This is a genomic window from Actinoplanes sp. NPDC049316 (genome assembly GCF_040677315.1).
Lineage (GTDB): Bacteria > Actinomycetota > Actinomycetes > Mycobacteriales > Micromonosporaceae > Actinoplanes.
Genome location: NZ_JBFAQM010000016.1, coordinates 39,115 through 55,500, shown reverse-complemented (window position 1 = coordinate 55,500; position 16,386 = coordinate 39,115). Strand labels below are relative to the sequence as shown.

Below are 16,386 nucleotides of genomic sequence, written 5' to 3'. Positions count from 1 at the left end.
GGTGAGCGGGCCGGCCGACGCCACCGGTCAGGCGGCTCCGAAACCGGGTGCAGGCAAACGGCGGGGAGATCGTGTCGCCGCGGTGGGTGTCGTCGGAGCCCTGGCCGGCACGTTGCTGGGGGCGGTCATCGCGGGCATTTTCGGCCTGGCGCAGACCCGTACGCAGGTGTCCGGGACGAGGGGCGAGAATCTGCGCCTGCAGCGGCAGGAGAGCTACAGCGCCCTGCTGACCGACTACGTGAGGTTTCAAGCCGCAGCGGACGACTATGTGTCCGCCGTCCTGTACTCGCACGCCACGGGATCCGGCGACCTGGCCGCCAGGTACAACGGTGCTCGGTTACAGGTCGAGCAGGATCTGAGCACTGTCGAGATAGTGGGGTCGCTCCCGGTGACAAGCGACGTCCGGAGGCTGCGGACGTCGCTGCTCATGCTGGATCACCAGCTCGTGCGGGTGACCGTGATCGCGAAAGTGGGTCCCGTCCCGCACGCCGACGATGACCTGAGGGCGGCGCTGGCCGAGGTGAAGGACGACACCACCGTCAACTCACTCCTCCGTCAGGCACGGGAGGATGTCGGCGCAGTGAACTGATGACGTCGCGCGGGCGGGGTCCTACAGGGTGCCTTGGCGGGCGTCCTTCCACAGATCGACCGAGGCCGTGCCGGCCTCGAGGATCTTGTCGATCGAGGCCAGCTCGTCGTCGGTGAAGGACAGGTTGTCCAGCGCCGCGACGTTCTGCTCCAGCTGCTCCACCCGGCTGGCGCCGATCACGAGCGAGGTCACCCGCGGATCGCGCAGCGCCCACGCGAGCGCCATCTGCGCGAGGCTCTGCCCGCGGTCCTGCGCCATGTCGTTGAGCGCGTTGAGCCGCGACACCATGGCGTCGTCGAGCCAGTCGGGATCGAGGGAGGTGCCCGCGGCGGCGCGCGAGCCCTCCGGATGCCGTTGAGGTACTTGCCCGTGAGCAGGCCCTGGGCCAGCGCGGTGAAGCCGATGACCCCGGCGCCGGCCTCCTCGGCCGCGTCCAGCAGGCCCTCGGTCTCGATCCAGCGGTTGAGCATCGAGTACGACGGCTGGTGGATCAGCAGGGGAGTGCCGAGCTCGCGCAGCAGCCCGGCCATCGTGCGGGTGCGCTCGGCGTCGTACGAGGAGATGCCGACGTAGAGCGCCTTGCCCTGGCGGACCGCCGAGTCGAGGGCGGTCGCGGTCTCCTCGAGCGGCGTCGTCGGGTCGAAGCGGTGCGAGTAGAAGACGTCGACGTAGTCCAGGCCCATCCGGCCCAGTGACTGGTCCAGGCTGGCGAGCACGTACTTGCGGCTGCCGCCGCCCTGGCCGTACGGGCCGGGCCACATGTCCCACCCGGCCTTGGTGGAGATCACCAGCTCGTCCCGGTACGGCCGGAAGTCCTCCCGCAGCAGCCGCCCGAAGTTGATCTCGGCGGAGCCGTACGGCGGCCCGTAGTTGTTCGCCAGGTCGAAGTGCGTGATCCCCAGGTCGAAGGCGCGCCGGGCGATGGCCCGCTGCGTCTCGAGCGGCCGGTCGTCGCCGAAGTTGTGCCACAAGCCCAGCGAGAGCACGGGCAGGTCGAGGCCCGAGCGGCCGGTGCGGCGGTACTGCATTCCGCTGGTGTAGCGGTCGGATGCGGCGGCGTAGGTCACTTGCGGCCCTCCCGGGTGGCTGCCTTCACGGTGTCGACGTCCCGCTTCGTGCTCTGGACCGCCTCGGCGGGCACCGGCGGAGTGGCCTGCTGCACCTGCTTGCGGCCCAGCAGCGCGGCCACGCCGGCGCCGGCCAGCACGAGCGCCGTCACGATGAGCGCCGCGAGCCAGGCCGGCAGGGCAAGGGCGAGCAGGGCGCCGATGGTCAGCAGGAGCGTGGAGACACCGTACAGGGCGAGGACGCCGGCGCCGCCGAGCAGGCCCGCGCCGGTGCCGGCCCGCTTGCCCTTCTCCACCATCTCCGTGCGGGCCAGGTCGAGCTCCTGCCGTACGAGCGTGGTGACCTGCTCGCTCATCTGGCTGACCAGCGCGCCGGCCGACGCGTCGGCCGGGCCTTTCAGCCGCATCCGGGTATCGGTCATGGCCCCTGTGCTACCCCCGGTCAGGGCGGATATGCCGGGAGGGGCCGAGGGATCGCCCTAGTTTGTGACCTGGGTCACTCATGATGGAGAACCGTGCGGAGGTGATCACCGTCTTGCCTGGTGTGAGACGAAACCTGGACGCGGCCGACGAGGACGAGCTCGTGCGCCGCACCGCCCGCGGGGACCGGCGGGCGTTCGACGAGCTGTACCGGCGCACCTCGCCGTGGCTCGCCGTGCGGCTGCGGCGCCGCTGCGCCGACGAGGACGTGGTCGCCGACGTGCTGCAGGAGACCTACCTCGCCGTCTGGCGGGCCGCGGGCAGCTTCGCCGGGTCGGCCACCTCCGGCAGCGCGGTCGGCTGGCTGTGGACCATCGCCGCCAACCGGCTGGTCGACGCGTTCCGCCGCCGGGCCAAGCACGCGCAGGTGCCGGCCGTGTCGCTGGTGGAGACCACCGCGCCGGCCGCGGAGGAGGAGGTCATGGCCGCCCGCGTCGGCCAGGACCTGGAGCAGGCCCTGCTGCTGCTGCCCACGGAGGTGCGGCAGGTGCTGCGGGCCATGGTGCTCGACGGCCTCTCCGTACGGGAGACGTCAGTGCTGCTCGGGGTGCCGGAAGGCACGGTGAAGACCCGCGCGCGGCGGGCTCGCATCGCTCTGCGGGAGGCGCTCTCATGACCACTCATCCGAATCTCGCCGTGATCTCCCGCTACGCCCAGGGAGGAGCGGACCTCGACGACGCCACCGTGTGGTCGGTGGAGGTTCACCTCGAGGGGTGCGCCGACTGCCGGGCCCGGCTGGCCGGCAGCACGGCGCCGGACACCCGGGCGCTGCTCGACCGCGTCGCCGCCGCCATGGACGAGGCGATCGTCGCCGGGCCGCCGCCGGCGCCGGTGCGCCGGCCCTGGTCGACCGGACGCCGCCGCTGGCTCGTCTGGGCGCTCGGGCCGTGGCTCGGCATGACCCTCAGCGTGCTGGCCTGTGCGTTGCTGTTGACCATGGCCTGGCCCGGCCTGCCGTCCCTGGTGCTGCTGATCGCGCCGGTGGCGCCGCTGCCCGGCGTCGCGGTCGCCTGGAGCCGCCGGGCCGACCCGGCCTGGGAGCTGATCGTCGGCGCGCCCGGCGCCGGCCTGATGATGCTGCTGCGGCGCACCGCGACGGTGCTCGCCGTGATCGTGCCCGCGCTCGCCCTGACCGGCGCCGGCGCGCGGCAGCCCTTCGCGCTGATGCTCCTGCCTTGTCTGGCCTGCACCGCGGCGACGATCGGCCTGGGCGGCCGCTTCGGCGTCCGGCGGGCCGCGCTCGCCGTCGGCGGGATCTGGGTCGCCGCCGTCGTGCTCCCCACCATCGTCACCGCGGACGTCCCCGTGGTGCTGCGTCCCGCCAGCACCCCGGTCTGGGCGCTGGCGACCGTGGCGCTGGCCGCGTACGTGGCGACCCGTTCCACCGACTACCGCTGGCTGTCCAGCCGTGACTGACCACCCGACCGACCATGGGAGAGAAGTGATGACGCGTACGGTGAGCGCGGCGGAGACCGCCCCCACCACCTATGCCTGGGCGGTCCACGCCGAGGGCCTGCGGGTGCGAGCCGGGCGGCACCTCGCCGTCGACGGCCTCGACCTCGCCCTCGGCACCGGCGTGCACGGGCTGCTCGGGCCGAACGGCGCCGGCAAGACCACCCTGATGCGTGCGGTGGCGACGGTGATCAAGCCCGCCGGCGGGCGGCTGGAGCTGCTCGGCGAGACCGTCGACGGCCGCGCCGACCTGCGACGGGTACGGCGGGCCCTCGGCTACCTCCCGCAGCAGTTCGGGTTCTACCCGCGGTTCACGGTGCGCGAGTTCGTCGAGTACATGGCCTGGCTCAAGGAGATGCCCAAGGCGTCCGTGCCCGGCGCGGTGCAACGGGCCGTCGACCGGGTCGGGCTGTCCGCCAAGGCCGACGCGCGGATGAAGACGCTCTCCGGCGGCATGCTGCGCCGCGCCGGCATCGCCCAGGCGATCGTGAACGACCCCGAGGTGCTGCTGCTCGACGAGCCCACGGTCGGGCTCGACCCCGAGCAACGGCTCGATTTCCGTACGCTGCTGCGCGAGCTGGGCGCCGACAGCTGCGTCCTCGTCTCGACGCACCTCGTGGAGGACGTGGTGGCCGCCTGCACCGACGTGGTCATGATCAACGAGGGCCGGCTGCTCTACCAGGGCACCACCGCGGGCCTGATCGAGCAGGGCGGGCACGCCGACCCGGGCGACAGCCCCGCCGAGCGCGGCTACTCCGCCCTGCTGCGCCGCCACCGCGCGGGGGTGAAGGCCCGGTGACCCGGATCCTCGGCATCGAGATACGCCGCTCCGCCGCGCTCGGGACCGTGCTGGTCCTGCTGGTGGCCGGTGCGATCCTCCTGTACGCCGCACCGCAGCGATGGGCCGCCGGCTGGATGGCCCTGGCCATGGTGCAGCGGGAATACCTGGTGCTGTTGTGGCCGCTGGCCCTGGCCGCCGGCGCGTACCAGGCCCGCCGGGAGCACCGGACCCACGTGGCCGAGCTGTTCGCCAGCACGGCCCGGCCCCGCGCCCAGCGGGTGATCCCCGTCCTCGGCGCGATGGCGATCGCCTCCGTGACGGCCTACCTGCTGGTGATCGCGATCGGCCTGCCCTGGATCGTCGACACGGCCGACTACCTGCCGGCCCGGGTCTTCCTCGTGGTGGCCGTCGGTGCGCTCGCGATGATCGGCGGTGCCTGGCTGGGCCTCGCGGTGGGCCGGCTGCTGCCGTCGGTGGTGACCGCGCCGGCCCTGGCGGTCGCCGGCCTCGGCTTCCTGATGCTCCTGCCGGTGGCGACCAAGAACCGTCCCTGGCTCACGATGGCACTCTCACCGATGTACGGCATGGGCCAGTACACCGACTATCAGACGGTCGGGGTCAAGGCGAGCCTCGCGCAGGTCATCTGGCTCGTCGCGCTGGCGGTCGTCGGCGTGGTCCTGCTCGCCTCCGGCAGCTGGCGCAGTCGCGTGGCGACGCTCCTGCCCGTGGTGCTCGGCGTCGCGCTGGCCGTCTCGGTCATCCCTCGCGACCGGTTCGTGGCCAACCAGACCGACAAGGTCGCCCAGGAACTCGTCTGCGCCGACGGCACCCCGAGGGTCTGCATCAGCCGGATCCACGCCGGCCTGACGCCCGAGATCGTCCCCCAGGCCCGGCAGGCCCTCACGACGCTCGCGAAGCTCCCGGACCCGCCGACCGCCGTGCACGAGGACACCACCACGTACTACCCCGCGTGGTCGCCGGACCCGCAGCCCGGCGTCGTCCTGCTCGACGTCCATGTCGACAAGTACGGCCACCTGGCCTGGCCCAGCCGGGTCGTGCCCGATGTGGTGATCGCGGCGATGACCCCGGGCCGCCTCTGCGAAGACGGGTCCGACTACTCGGCCTCCCGAGCGGCCGCCGCGTACGTGCTCGGCGTCGAACCGGCGGGCGACTGGGGCCAGTGGGGCGTCGTCTCGGATGAGCCCGACCCGGACGTGGGCACCTTTCTGACTGCTCTGCGCAAGCTGCCCGAGCAGGAGGCGCTGGCCCGCGTGGCAGCGCTGCGCCGCGCCGCCGCCGAGTGCGGGGACCTCAGAGCCGCCCTCACCGGGAGGACCCGATGAGGTGGCTGAGGCTGTACCTGCGGTCGCGCCACGTACCGCTGGCGCTGACCCTGGGCGCAGGCGCCATGGTCCTGCTGTGGTCGCTGTGGTCGATCTCCTCGAACTCGCCGGACGCGGGCGCGCCGATGGTCATCCTGACCGTGCTCATCCTCGTCGCGATCGCCGGCATCACCCTCGCCGGCCCGGACGAGGCCCTGGAACGAACCGCGGCCCTGCCCTGGTGGCCCCGCCGGGCCGCACACGTGCTCGTCGCGTTGGCTGCCGTCGTGGTGCTGGTCCTGGTCACCCTGGCGACCGGCGCGCGCTTCGGCCCGGCCATGCTCGTCGTCCGCGACGCGGCCGGCCTCCTCGGCCTGGCCGCCCTGGGCGCGGCCACCCTCGGGGCGACCCGCGCCTGGTTCGCGCCGCTCGGCTGGACCCTCGCCGCGATCGTGTTCCCCTCGGTGGAGGGTTCGGCCGGAGAGGTCGTGACCTGGCAGACCCAGGTGCCCGGCAACGGGCCGGCCGCGGTGACGGCGGGGACCCTCGCGGTGGCGGGGCTGATGGTCTACGCGCTGTCCGGGCCGGTAAGGCCGGCGCCGGCCGAGGCGGCCCTCTAGGAGCCGGGTCGCCGCCCGGACGGCAGTGCGAGTCCGGGCCTTCCTGAGTGGTCGGGGCCGGGGCCGCCGGCGGGTGAGTGGCCCCGGGCCGGCCGCCGCCGGGTGGCCGGTCCGCCCCTGGGGCGGCTGCGGGCCGGGCTGCCGGATGGTCGGCCTCTGCGGGGCCGGTCGCCGGCGGCCCGACGAGGGCCCGGTTCGGTACGAGGTTTGACGGACGCCGATGGAGGGGCACACCTCAGCCGGACCTCGACCCAAGGAGGGGACGTGGAAATCTCCGGCATCATCACCGCCATCATCATCGGTCTGATCATCGGCGCGCTGGGGCGGCTGGTCGTACCCGGCAAGCAGAACATCCCGATCTGGCTCACGATCGTGATCGGCATCGTCGCCGCGCTGATCGGCACCCTCATCGCCGCGGGACTCGGCGTCGCGGAGACCGGCGGCATCGACTGGATCGAACTGCTCATCCAGGTCGTCCTCGCGGCCATCGGTGTCAGCCTGGTGGCGGGCATCCGGGGCCGCCGGCCCTGACCCGGCCCCTACGCTCCGGCGAGCCCGCCGCGCGCGGCAACGGGCTCGCCGGAGCGTCACGCCGACGCCGACGCGCCGGATCGCGGTTCCTCAGCGGTCCAGCGGGCCAACAGCCCGGCGGCCTCCCGCGTGCGCACATGGTCCGCACCCTGGATCTCCCGCATCGCGGCGACGACGGCGTCGAGTTCCGCGGCGGCCCCGCTGTGTTCCCCGGCGCGGTGACGAAGCTCCGCCCGGTGCTGCCGGATGCGCAGGACACGCGGGTGGGCCGGGCCGAACACCTCTTCGGCCAGCGGCAGCAGCGCCGTCAGCTCCGCCCGGCCCTGGTCGGCCTGGCCGGCCGAACCACGCCAGTACGCCAGGTTGGCGCGGAAGGTGATCGTGGTGGGATGACGGCTGCCGAGTGCGTGCTCGGCGTCGTGGACCACTGTGGACAAGTCCCTCACGGCGCGGTCGGGCCGGCCCGCCAGTCCGCACCAGTACGCCAGATTGTGCCGCGTCGTGAGGGTCTCGGGATGCAGCGGGCCCAGCGTCGCGACGAACCCTTCGGTGGCAGCCTCGTACGCCGCGACAGCGCCCCGCGTGTCGCCGGCCTCACCGGTCCAGCGGCCGGATTCCGCCAGTGCCTCGAGCGTCTCCGGATGCCGGGGACCGAGCTCCTCGCTCAGCTCCGCGGCCAGCTCGGTGAGCGAGGCGTACGCACCGGCAGGGTCGCCGCACAGCCCGCGGGAGACGGCCAGGAAGCGCTGCACCCGCAGGCTCAGGCGATGCCGAGGGCCGAGAGCCGTCCCGGCGGCGTCGGCGAGCGACTGCAGGCGGTGGAAGGCGTCCTGGGCGGCACCGACCTCGTACAGCTGGCGCGCTTCGTACAGGCGCGCGGCCAGAGTGTCCGGGTCGTCCGCGCCGAGCAGCTCCTCGGCCCGGCGGCACAGCGGCGTCAGGATCTCCAGCGCCCCGGCGGGGTCGCCGAGGTCACTGATGGCCCAGGCCACCTGGGTCTGCAGGAACACCACGTCGCGGTGCCGCTCGCCGTGCCGGGTGCGCGCCTCCCGCAGCAGCTCCTCGGCGGCGCTGCGGGCCGCAGCCGTACGGCCGGCCGCGGCGAGGTGCTCCGGGATGCGGCGCAGCACAGGGTGCATACCGCCGGCCCACAGGTGCTCGCCTGCCACCCGCCGCAGGGCCGACACCCCGTCGTACGCGGCGGCGTCGAAGCCACTCTCGCCGCCGTGCGCGGCCCAGGCCTCCTCGAGTGCGTTCGCGGCGGCGAGCGCGAGCCTCGCACCGGCTTCGGGAGGCGCCGACTCCCGGACCGCACGCTGCACCAGCGCGTGCATCACGACGACGCCGCGATGATGGTCGACCAGGCTCAGCCGGTGCAGGGCGCGCAGGGCGAGTAGCGCGGAGCGCTCCCCGCCGCCCACCCACTCGCGGGCGGCCGGACCCAGCAGAACCTGCTCCGGGGTGCCGGCCGGGGCGAGGACCGAGACGAGGTCCAGCATCCGCGCGACCGAGCCGGCCGGTGCCAGCAGCGCGGCGCGGTCCGCCGCGAGCCGCCAGGTGGTGGCGACCGTCCCGGCGTGGCCGTCGGCCGGCGACGAGGGCGGGAACAGGTCGGCGAGCTGCTCCCCGGAATCCTCCACCATCCGGTGGTAGGACGCGACGGTCACGCCGGTGTCGATGAGGAACGCGGCAGCCTGCGAGAGCGCGAGCGGAAAGTGCCCCAGGGAATTCGCCAGGCCGGCGAGGTCGGCGGGCTCGGGCCGCCCGCCGGCCGGGTCGAGCGAGAGCCGGCCCAGCAGATACGCCACGGACTCCTCGGGATGGAACATCCCGACCGGTACGACCCGGACCGCCGGGCGCATCATCAGCGCGTCGCGGCGGCGCGTGGTGACGATGACCCGTCCGTGCGCCGCCACCGGCCACAGGCTGTCCAGTTCGGCCGGATCGTCGACGTCGTCGAGCACGACGAGCCAGGGCCGGTCCGGCGCGCGAAGCCACGCCAGCAGCAGATCGGCCTGGGTCTCCTCGTCGTGCCCGAGCGTGCCCCCGTCCGGAGTCCCGGCGGCGAGAGCCCGCCACATGCGGGCGTACGTGCTCAGCACGGACTGCCGGGTGGTCGCCGTCACCCAGGCCAGGAGGCCGCCGCCGGCCCGTGCCCGGTGGAACGCGGCCGCCGCGAGCTGGGTCTTTCCCACTCCACCCGGGCCGGTGAGCAGAACCTGATGCACCGTGTCGTCCCGCAACGCGTCGTCCACTGCGGCACGCAGCTCGGGCCGTTCACACAGCGCCGTGGCGTCGCTCGGTGGGCGGCCCACCACCAGGCATCCCGTCGCCGGGACGGGGGTCGCGGAGGCAGCGGGGCCGGAAGCGTCCTGCACGGGCGCGCGATGCTCCCGGGCGGCTCGCCACAGCCGGCGCCAGGCCTCGGCCGGACTGGCCGGTTCACCGCCCGCGGCACTGCCACCGGTCGCCGCCTCCATCGCCCGGACGACAGCCAGGAGCTGGTCGAAGTCGCGAGGCACTGCACTGCCGCGCAGCCACTCGCCGAGCCGGCGTGGGTTCACCGCGACGCGGCGCCCGGACGGCAGCGGCGCCGCACCGGCGCGACGGGCCAGCGTCTCGTCGGAGAGGTCGGGCAGGCGGTGGCGCAGCCGCCGCAGCGCGGCGGTGAGAGCGGCCCGAGGATCGGCGGGTTGCTGCGTCCCAGGCGACACCGGCGACTCCTCGTGACGGGGCTCCGCGCCGATTCTAGGGGGCCGCACACCCCCGGCGCGTCCCCGGACCGGGCCGCACCGGTGAGGTCGGCCGCGGGCCCGTGAGCTGTGGCGACTCCCGTCCAGCCGGCTTCGGGGCGGACCCGGGGGGTCGACGTCTCGCTACGGTCGGCCCACCTGTGGCCGGAGCAATCCGGCGTCCGACACCGAATGCGAGGAACACCATGCGAAGGACACGGTCCGCCGGCGCCGCGGTCGGTCTCATCCTGCTCGTGGTCCCGTTGAGTGGCGGGTGCGGCGGGGGCGACGAGCCGTTCCCCCTCAACCTTCCGTGCCAGGCGCTCAGCGAGAAGGAGGTCGGGGAGCAGACGGGCGTGGCGGTCACCGGCCGCAGCAGCAGGGTGATCGATCCGACGGTCTACGTCTGTGAATGGACCGCGGCGGGTGGCTCCGACTACCTCGTGCGCCTGCGTACCCAGAACTCGACCGCGATGGTCACCCTCGATGCCACGCTGTACGGCCACAGCGAGCTCCCGTCGCTCGGTGAGGGCGGGAGTCAGGCCCTGAGCATGGACGGCGCCATCCGGACCGTCGAGGCCGTCCGCCACGGCCAGAGCCTGAGCCTGCAGTGCAGGCTGGAGGGGACCGACTGGGCGGACGACGGCTGCGTGAAGCTGGCGAAGCTGGTGGCCGCACGGATGCAGGACTGACGGGCCGCGACGGGAGCGGGACTGGCGTACGGGCGTCATGCTGAACGGGTGCGTCTGATCCTCAACGTTCTGTGGTTCGTCTTCGGCAGCGGGTTCGTGCTGGCCCTCGGCTACGGCCTGGCCGCGCTGATCTGCTTCGCGCTGATCGTCACGATCCCGTTCGGCGTCGCGTCACTGCGGCTGGCCGCGTATTCGCTGTGGCCGTTCGGCCGTACGGTCGTCAGCCGGCCCGGGGCGGGCGCGGCGTCCGGCATCGCGAACATCGTCTGGGTGGTCGTGGCGGGGTGGTGGCTCGCGCTGACGCACATCGTCGCCGGGATCGCCCAGTGCGTGACGATCATCGGCATCCCGTTCGGCATCGCGAACTTCAAGCTCGTGCCCGTCGCGTTCTGGCCGCTCGGACGCGAGATCGTCGACCTCGGCGACTGACCGGCATCACCCGGGCGCGTTCTTCAGATCGGGTGCGCGGGGGCGCGGCGGCCCGCGGCTCGTGGTCCAATTTCGACATGAAGGTGAAGCTCAGCAAGCAGACTCTGCTCATCGCCGGCGTGGTCTGCGTGGCCCTGCTCATCGCCTGGTCGGCCACCCGGTCGTCGGCCACGGCGCAGGGGCCGGGGCGGCTCGACGACGCGGCCGGCCGGGCGTGCTCAGACTTCGCCGGCGGGTACGGGCAGGCCCGGACGAAGACGGCGCGGCTCGCGCTGGCGGACAAGGTGAGCCAGTCGTCGCGCAACAGCGACAACGATGCCGTCCGGGACCAGGCGATGACGCTCGGGCGCAGCGCCGGCGACGGAGGCCGCGAGTGGGAGCGGGACGGGGACGCCTTCGAGGAGGCCTGCCGCGCCGCCGGCTGGAGCGCCGGCTGAGGCGCCGCCGGTCACCGGGGTGAGGGCGCCGCCGGTCGCCGGCCGAGGCGCCGCCGGTCAATGGTCGAGCCGGGCGGGCAGCGCGGGGCGTCCCCGGGCGCCGGCGTCCGTGACCAGCACCGCGCCGTCGTCCGGGCCCGGGTCGGTGAGGCCGCCGCGCCCGCTGGTGACCACGAGCGTGGTGCCCACCAGGCAGACGCTGGTCGGCTGGCGGGCCGGAAGCCGGACGCGGCGGTCTGGGGTGCCGTCCGGCCGGAAACGCTGCACGGCGGACCCGCCGAAGAGGGCGGCCCAGACGTGGCCGTCGGCGTCCACGGTGAGGCCGTCGGGGGCTCCCTCGTCCGGGTCCAGGCGGGCGAAGGGCCGGCGGCCGCTCAGCTCGCCGGTCGCCGGGTCCACGTCGAAGCGGTCGATGTGGCCGAGCGGGGTGTCCGACAGGTACATCGTGCGGCCGTCGGGGCTGAACGCGGGTCCGTTCGCGATGGTCAGGTCGCGCAGCACGGTGCGTACCGAGCCGTCGGGGTCGAGGCGGTAGAGGGCGCCCGCGCGGGGGCTCTGGTCGCAGGCCATGCTGCCGGCCCAGAAGCGGCCCGCGGGGTCGGCGACGCCGTCGTTCATCCGCCACGGGCGGTCCGTCACCGGCTCCGGCGCGGCCAGCGGGTGTACGCCGTCCGCGCCGATCAGCGCGAAGCCGGTGCCGGTGGCCGCCAGCCAGGTGCCCGGGTGCCCGGCCACCTCGGCGACTGCCGCGAGCGGCGCGGGGACGTGAGCCAGCTGGTCGAGGGGCTTCGCGGTGCTCCCCGGCGTACCCGTGGGGGCCGGGGCCGAGAACAGGCGGCCCGCCGGGATGTCGACCAGGATGAGCCGGTCACCCACCCAGCGGGAGCCTTCGCCGAGCTCGAGCCGGTCGGGGGTCAGCGCGGTGACATCGGTCATGGCAGGGTGATCCCCCTGCGCACGCGGTCCTAATCCCCTGGGGGGCGGGTTCGCGCCGGCCGGCGGGTCCTGCCGGCGGGCGGCGGCGGGGCCGTGCTGCCCCGCAAGACCAGTTCCGCGGCCGCGTGCTCCACCGTCGGTCCGGCTTGCGGCTCGCGCAACGCGAGCGACATCGCGCGCACGCCGATCTCCTCCAGAGGCAGGCGTACGGTGCTCAGCGGCGGCGTCACATCCACCGAGATCGGCATGTCGTCGAAGCCGATCAGGCTGACCCGCCCGGGTACGTCGATGCCGCGTTCACGCAGGCAGGCGAGTGCGCCGATGGCCATCGAGTCGTTGAGCGCGGCGATCGCCGTCAGCGACGGGTTGCGGTCGAGCAGCCGGGCCGCGGCCGCCATGCCGCCGTTGCGGTCGAAGCCGGCGTACTCGATGTGCCGGGTTGTGAGGCGGTGGCCGTGCTCGCGGGCCGCGCGGCGCAGGCCGGCGAGCCGGTCGGTGGTCGTGGTGAGGTGCTTCGGCCCGGCGATCACGCCGATCGTGGTGTGCCCGAGGCGGTAGAGGGCGTCGGCGGCGAGGTAGCCGCCGTGCTCGTTCTCCGGGACGATCGCGTCGCCGGCGTGTTCGTGCCGGCCGATCACCGCGACGCGCCCGCCGGTGCTCTCGTAGAGGCGCAGCTTGCGGTCGAGGCGCGCGGTGACGGGTGCGTCGTGGTAGCCCGAGCCGGCGAGCACGATGGCCGCGGTCTGATGAGCGTGCAGCAGGTCCACGTACGCGAGCTCGCGCTCGGGATCGCGGTAGCTGTTGCAGATGATGACGAGCCGGCCGTGGTCGGTGGCGACGCGTTGCAGACCCCGCGTGATCTCGGCGAAGTACGGGTCGGAGACGTCGTGCACGATCACCCCGACGGCGCTGCGGTGCGCGCGGGCGAGCTGCTGCGCGTTGGCGTTGGGCACGAACTCGAGCTCGGCCACGGCCGCGAGCACGCGTTCGCGCAGCGCCTCGCCGACCGGCTTCGGGCTGTTGTTGATGATGCGTGACGCGGTGGCGGTGGACACCCCCGCCCGCCGCGCGACATCCGCCAGGGTCGCCACGCCGATCACCCTAGCCGACCGGAGCCGGGCAAGCGCTTGCCTGAGCGCTCCGCGCGCCGGTAGCCTCCGAGGAAAGCGCTTACCTGACGAGGTTCCGGGAAGGTACGGCCATGACCGCTCGCGTTCCCATCGGCATAGTCATGAACGGCGTCACCGGCAGAATGGGCTACCGGCAGCATCTCGTCCGGTCCCTGCTGGCGATCCGCGACAACGGGGGCGTGCCGCTGGGCGACGGTTCGGTGCTCTGGCCCGAGCCCGTCCTCGTCGGGCGCAGCGAGGCCAAGCTGCGCGACGTCGCCGACCGCCACGGGCTCACCGACTGGACCACCGATCTCGAGGCCGCCCTGGCCCGGCCCGACGTGCGGATCTACTTCGACGCGCAGGTCACCAGCGAGCGGGAGAAAGCGATCCACCTGGCCATCGACGCGGGCAAGCACATCTACACCGAGAAGCCGCTCGCGACGACGCTGCAGGGTGCGGTCGACCTCGCCCGCGCCGCCGACGCCGCCGGCGTGCGCCACGGCGTCGTGCAGGACAAGCTGTTCCTGCCGGGGTTGCGCAAGCTGCGGCGGCTCGTCGACGGCGGTCTCTTCGGCCGCATCCTTTCCGTACGCGGTGAGTTCGGCTACTGGGTCTTCGAGGGCGACTGGCAGGCGGCCCAGCGCCCCAGCTGGAACTACCGGGCGGCCGACGGCGGCGGCATCGTCGTCGACATGTTCCCGCACTGGCACTACGTGCTGGAGCAACTCTTCGCCCCCGTCCGCGCCGTCACGGCCCACGTGGCCACCCACATCCCACGCCGCTGGGACGAGAACGGGGACGCGTACGAGGCCACCGCCGACGACGCCGCGTACGGGATCTTCGAACTCGACGGCGGTGTCGTCGCGCAGATCAACTCGTCCTGGGCCGTCCGGGTCAACCGCGACGAGCTGGTCGAGTTCCAGGTCGACGGCACCGAGGGCAGCGCCGTGGCCGGGCTGCGCGGCTGCAAGGTCCAGCACCGGGCCGCCACACCCAAGCCGGTGTGGAACCCCGACCTGCCGGTCACCCACGCGTTTCGCGCGCAGTGGCAGGAGGTGCCGGACAACGAGGAGTTCGACAACGGCTTCAAGGCGCAGTGGGAGATGTTCCTGCGCCACGTCGCCGAGGACGCCCCGTACACGTGGGACCTGTGGGCCGGGGCGCGCGGCGTGCAACTGGCCGAGCTGGGACTGCAATCCGCCCGCGAGGGCCGCCGCGTGGAGATCCCGGAGCTGGAACGGTGACCGCGACCGTGCTGCTGCCCGGCGGACCGCTGACACTGTCGGGCTCGGGCTCCGGATACGCGACCCCGGGAACGCGGTTCACGAGCCGGATCGCGTACGCCGCGGCGCACGTGGTCGCCGACCCGGACGCCGAGAACGTGCCCGGCGCACCGCCCGTCCTCGACTGGGAGGCGACACTGGCGTTCCGGCGGCACCTGTGGTCGTACGGCTTCGGCGTGGCCGAGGCGATGGACACCGCGCAGCGCGGCATGGGCCTCGACTACCCGGCGGCCCGCGACCTGATCCGCCGTTCCGCGCGGGAGGCGGCGGCCGTGGGCGGCAGCATCGTCGCCGGCGTGGCGACCGACCAGCTCGGTCCCGGCCCGGCCACGCTCGACGACATCCACAAGGCGTACGCCGAACAGCTCGCCGACGTCCAGGAGGCCGGCGCGGGCCCCGTCCTCATGTGCAGCCGGCACCTGGCCGCCGCCGCCACGAGCGCCGAGGACTACCTCGACATCTACGGCCGCCTCATCGCCGACGCCGGCCGCCCGGTGATCCTGCACTGGCTGGGCCCGGCCTTCGACCCGCTGCTCGGCGGCTACTGGGGTGCGGACGACCCGGCCCGCGCCGCGGACACGGTGGTCGAGCTCGTCGCCGCCCACCCCGCCAAGGTCGACGGCATCAAGCTCTCGCTGCTCGACGAGGCGTTCGAGGTCGCGCTGCGCCGGCGCCTTCCCGCGGGCGTACGCCTCTACACCGGCGACGACTTCAACTACCCGGCGCTGATCCGCGGCGATGATCACGGCCATTCGGAGGCGCTGCTCGGCGTGCTGGCCGCCATCGCCCCACCCGCCGCCGCGGCGCTCCGGGCCCTGGACACCGGCGACGTCACCGCGTACGAGAAGATCCTGGAACCGACCGTGACCCTCGCGCGGCACCTCTTCGCGGCGCCCACCTGGTTCTACAAGACCGGCATCGTGTTCCTCGCCTGGCTGGCCGGCCACCAGGACCACTTCCTCATGGCCGGGGGAGTCCAGAGCGGACGGTCGCCGCGTCATCTCGCCCGGCTCCTGCGGCTCGCGGACGCGGCCGGCGTGCTGCCCGACGCCGAGCTCGCCGCCCACCGCGCCCGCGCATGGGCGGTCACCGCGGGGGTGGCGCAGCGGTGAAACGCTTCTCGTTCAACCAGGCGACGGCCAAAGGCTGGCCGCTGCCGGACCTCGCGGCCGGCTGCACCGAGGAAGGCGTCACCGCCGTCGGGCTCTGGCGCGAAGACGTCCAGGCGTACGGGGTGCAGCGCGCGGCCGGCCTCATGCGCGACTCGGGCCTCGCCGTCACCTCGTTGTGCCGCGGCGGCTTCTTCCAGCACCCGGGCTGGCTCGACGACAACAAGCGTGCCATCGACGAGGCGGCGGCCCTCGACGCCCCCGTGCTCGTCCTCGTCTCCGGTGGCCTGCCCGCGGACAGCCGCGACATCGACGCCGCCCGCGCCCACGTCGGCGCGGCCCTCGAAGAACTCGTGCCGCACGCCCTCGCCAACGGGATCCAGCTCGCCCTCGAACCGCTGCACCCGATGTTCTGCTCCGACCGGTGCGTGGTGTCGACCCTCGGGCAGGCGCTCGACCTCGCCGCGCCGTACCCGCCGCAAGCCGTCGGCGTCGTCGTGGACACGTACCACCTGTGGTGGGACGACGACGTCTGGGCGCAGATCGAGCGCGCCGGCCGCGACCGCCGGATCGCCTGCTTCCAGGCCGCCGACTGGCTGACCCCGCTCCCGGCCGGGGTGCTGCTCGGCCGCGGCCTGCCCGGGACGGGCTGCATCGAGCTGCGCCGCTTCCGCGAGGCCGTGGACGCGGCCGGGTACACCGGGCCGGTCGAGGTCGAGGTGTTCAACGAGGAGCTGTGGGCCCGTCCCGGACGTGACATCCTCGCCGAGACGATCGCCCGGTACCGCGCACACGTCGCCTGACATCCATGTCT

Annotated in this window: 17 protein-coding genes and 1 pseudogene; 13 read left to right on the top strand and 5 right to left on the bottom strand. The window is 73.8% G+C overall.

Features of this window, described 5'->3' with window-relative positions; genetic code table 11:
• The first annotated feature begins 1 nt into the window (after nt 1).
• Nucleotides 2-589, top strand: a complete 588-nt coding sequence (locus tag AB0K03_RS23540; RefSeq protein WP_364688218.1) for a hypothetical protein — start codon at nt 2-4, stop codon at nt 587-589.
• Between the two features lie 21 nt (nt 590-610).
• On the opposite strand, the pseudogene mgrA reads toward AB0K03_RS23540, so the two are convergent.
• Nucleotides 611-1,617 (bottom strand): annotated as a pseudogene (gene mgrA / locus AB0K03_RS23535) (L-glyceraldehyde 3-phosphate reductase).
• Between the two features lie 35 nt (nt 1,618-1,652).
• Complete coding sequence (locus AB0K03_RS23530; protein WP_364688216.1) at nt 1,653-2,078, bottom strand: phage holin family protein; 426 nt, start codon at nt 2,076-2,078, stop codon at nt 1,653-1,655.
• 122 nt (nt 2,079-2,200) lie between these two features.
• Between AB0K03_RS23530 and AB0K03_RS23525 the strand changes: the two genes are divergently transcribed.
• The 6 genes from AB0K03_RS23525 to AB0K03_RS23500 all read left to right on the top strand — a co-directional run bounded on the left by AB0K03_RS23525 (nt 2,201) and on the right by AB0K03_RS23500 (nt 6,842).
• Nucleotides 2,201-2,752, top strand: a complete 552-nt coding sequence (locus tag AB0K03_RS23525; protein WP_364688214.1) for a sigma-70 family RNA polymerase sigma factor — start codon at nt 2,201-2,203, stop codon at nt 2,750-2,752.
• On the top strand, nt 2,749-3,552 hold the full coding sequence (locus AB0K03_RS23520; RefSeq protein WP_364688212.1) for a hypothetical protein: 804 nt from the start codon (nt 2,749-2,751) through the stop codon (nt 3,550-3,552). Before AB0K03_RS23525 ends, AB0K03_RS23520 begins: the two co-directional genes overlap by 4 nt.
• Nucleotides 3,553-3,580: 28 nt before the next feature.
• Nucleotides 3,581-4,387, top strand: a complete 807-nt coding sequence (locus tag AB0K03_RS23515) for an ABC transporter ATP-binding protein (RefSeq protein WP_364688210.1) — start codon at nt 3,581-3,583, stop codon at nt 4,385-4,387.
• Nucleotides 4,384-5,712, top strand: a complete 1,329-nt coding sequence (locus AB0K03_RS23510; RefSeq protein ID WP_364688208.1) for a hypothetical protein — start codon at nt 4,384-4,386, stop codon at nt 5,710-5,712. The genes AB0K03_RS23515 and AB0K03_RS23510 overlap by 4 nt, the downstream gene beginning before the upstream one ends.
• Entirely contained in the window at nt 5,709-6,311 is a 603-nt protein-coding gene (locus AB0K03_RS23505) for a hypothetical protein (RefSeq protein ID WP_364688206.1), read from the top strand. Before AB0K03_RS23510 ends, AB0K03_RS23505 begins: the two co-directional genes overlap by 4 nt.
• Nucleotides 6,312-6,575: 264 nt before the next feature.
• The gene (locus AB0K03_RS23500; RefSeq protein ID WP_364688204.1) at nt 6,576-6,842 is read left to right on the top strand and encodes a GlsB/YeaQ/YmgE family stress response membrane protein; all 267 of its coding nucleotides are present in this window, start codon (nt 6,576-6,578) and stop codon (nt 6,840-6,842) included.
• A gap of 56 nt (nt 6,843-6,898) precedes the next feature.
• Here AB0K03_RS23500 and AB0K03_RS23495 read toward each other — a convergent pair whose 3' ends face one another.
• Complete coding sequence (locus AB0K03_RS23495; RefSeq protein WP_364688202.1) at nt 6,899-9,556, bottom strand: tetratricopeptide repeat protein; 2,658 nt, start codon at nt 9,554-9,556, stop codon at nt 6,899-6,901.
• Between the two features lie 224 nt (nt 9,557-9,780).
• On the opposite strand from AB0K03_RS23495, the gene AB0K03_RS23490 reads away from it, so the two are divergent.
• From AB0K03_RS23490 to AB0K03_RS23480, 3 genes are all read left to right on the top strand, one after another.
• Nucleotides 9,781-10,266: a hypothetical protein gene (locus AB0K03_RS23490; protein WP_364688200.1), complete on the top strand. Its 486-nt coding sequence runs from the start codon at nt 9,781-9,783 to the stop codon at nt 10,264-10,266.
• A gap of 48 nt (nt 10,267-10,314) precedes the next feature.
• Nucleotides 10,315-10,695 carry a YccF domain-containing protein gene (locus tag AB0K03_RS23485; RefSeq protein WP_364688198.1) on the top strand — a complete coding sequence of 127 codons (381 nt, stop codon included), beginning with the start codon at nt 10,315-10,317 and terminating at the stop codon, nt 10,693-10,695.
• 77 nt (nt 10,696-10,772) lie between these two features.
• Nucleotides 10,773-11,132, top strand: a complete 360-nt coding sequence (locus AB0K03_RS23480; RefSeq protein ID WP_364688196.1) for a hypothetical protein — start codon at nt 10,773-10,775, stop codon at nt 11,130-11,132.
• Nucleotides 11,133-11,189: 57 nt separating this feature from the next.
• On the opposite strand, the gene AB0K03_RS23475 is transcribed toward AB0K03_RS23480, so the two are convergent.
• Nucleotides 11,190-12,068, bottom strand: coding sequence for an SMP-30/gluconolactonase/LRE family protein (locus tag AB0K03_RS23475; RefSeq protein ID WP_364688194.1), 879 nt, complete (start codon nt 12,066-12,068; stop codon nt 11,190-11,192).
• A gap of 29 nt (nt 12,069-12,097) precedes the next feature.
• On the bottom strand, nt 12,098-13,159 hold the full coding sequence (locus tag AB0K03_RS23470; protein WP_364688193.1) for a LacI family DNA-binding transcriptional regulator: 1,062 nt from the start codon (nt 13,157-13,159) through the stop codon (nt 12,098-12,100).
• A 110-nt stretch (nt 13,160-13,269) separates the two neighbouring features.
• Here AB0K03_RS23470 and AB0K03_RS23465 point away from each other — a divergent pair, with 110 nt between their 5' ends.
• Genes AB0K03_RS23465 through AB0K03_RS23455 form a run of 3 tightly spaced genes read left to right on the top strand, consistent with a single transcriptional unit; the run spans nt 13,270 to nt 16,375 of the window.
• Nucleotides 13,270-14,424 carry a Gfo/Idh/MocA family oxidoreductase gene (locus tag AB0K03_RS23465; RefSeq protein ID WP_364688191.1) on the top strand — a complete coding sequence of 385 codons (1,155 nt, stop codon included), beginning with the start codon at nt 13,270-13,272 and terminating at the stop codon, nt 14,422-14,424.
• Nucleotides 14,425-14,453: 29 nt separating this feature from the next.
• Nucleotides 14,454-15,575 carry a dihydrodipicolinate synthase family protein gene (locus AB0K03_RS23460; RefSeq protein ID WP_364688429.1) on the top strand — a complete coding sequence of 374 codons (1,122 nt, stop codon included), beginning with the start codon at nt 14,454-14,456 and terminating at the stop codon, nt 15,573-15,575.
• Complete coding sequence (locus tag AB0K03_RS23455) at nt 15,572-16,375, top strand: sugar phosphate isomerase/epimerase family protein (RefSeq protein ID WP_364688189.1); 804 nt, start codon at nt 15,572-15,574, stop codon at nt 16,373-16,375. Before AB0K03_RS23460 ends, AB0K03_RS23455 begins: the two co-directional genes overlap by 4 nt.
• Nucleotides 16,376-16,386: the final 11 nt, after the last annotated feature.

Coding starts and splice junctions, on each gene's coding strand:
- AB0K03_RS23465 (WP_364688191.1), top strand. CDS start 13,270: ATGACCGCTCGCGTTCCCATCGGCATAGTCATGAACGGCGTCACCGGC.
- AB0K03_RS23475 (WP_364688194.1), bottom strand. CDS start 12,068: ATGACCGATGTCACCGCGCTGACCCCCGACCGGCTCGAGCTCGGCGAA.
- AB0K03_RS23530 (WP_364688216.1), bottom strand. CDS start 2,078: ATGACCGATACCCGGATGCGGCTGAAAGGCCCGGCCGACGCGTCGGCC.
- AB0K03_RS23480 (WP_364688196.1), top strand. CDS start 10,773: ATGAAGGTGAAGCTCAGCAAGCAGACTCTGCTCATCGCCGGCGTGGTC.
- AB0K03_RS23490 (WP_364688200.1), top strand. CDS start 9,781: ATGCGAAGGACACGGTCCGCCGGCGCCGCGGTCGGTCTCATCCTGCTC.
- AB0K03_RS23520 (WP_364688212.1), top strand. CDS start 2,749: ATGACCACTCATCCGAATCTCGCCGTGATCTCCCGCTACGCCCAGGGA.
- AB0K03_RS23515 (WP_364688210.1), top strand. CDS start 3,581: ATGACGCGTACGGTGAGCGCGGCGGAGACCGCCCCCACCACCTATGCC.
- AB0K03_RS23505 (WP_364688206.1), top strand. CDS start 5,709: ATGAGGTGGCTGAGGCTGTACCTGCGGTCGCGCCACGTACCGCTGGCG.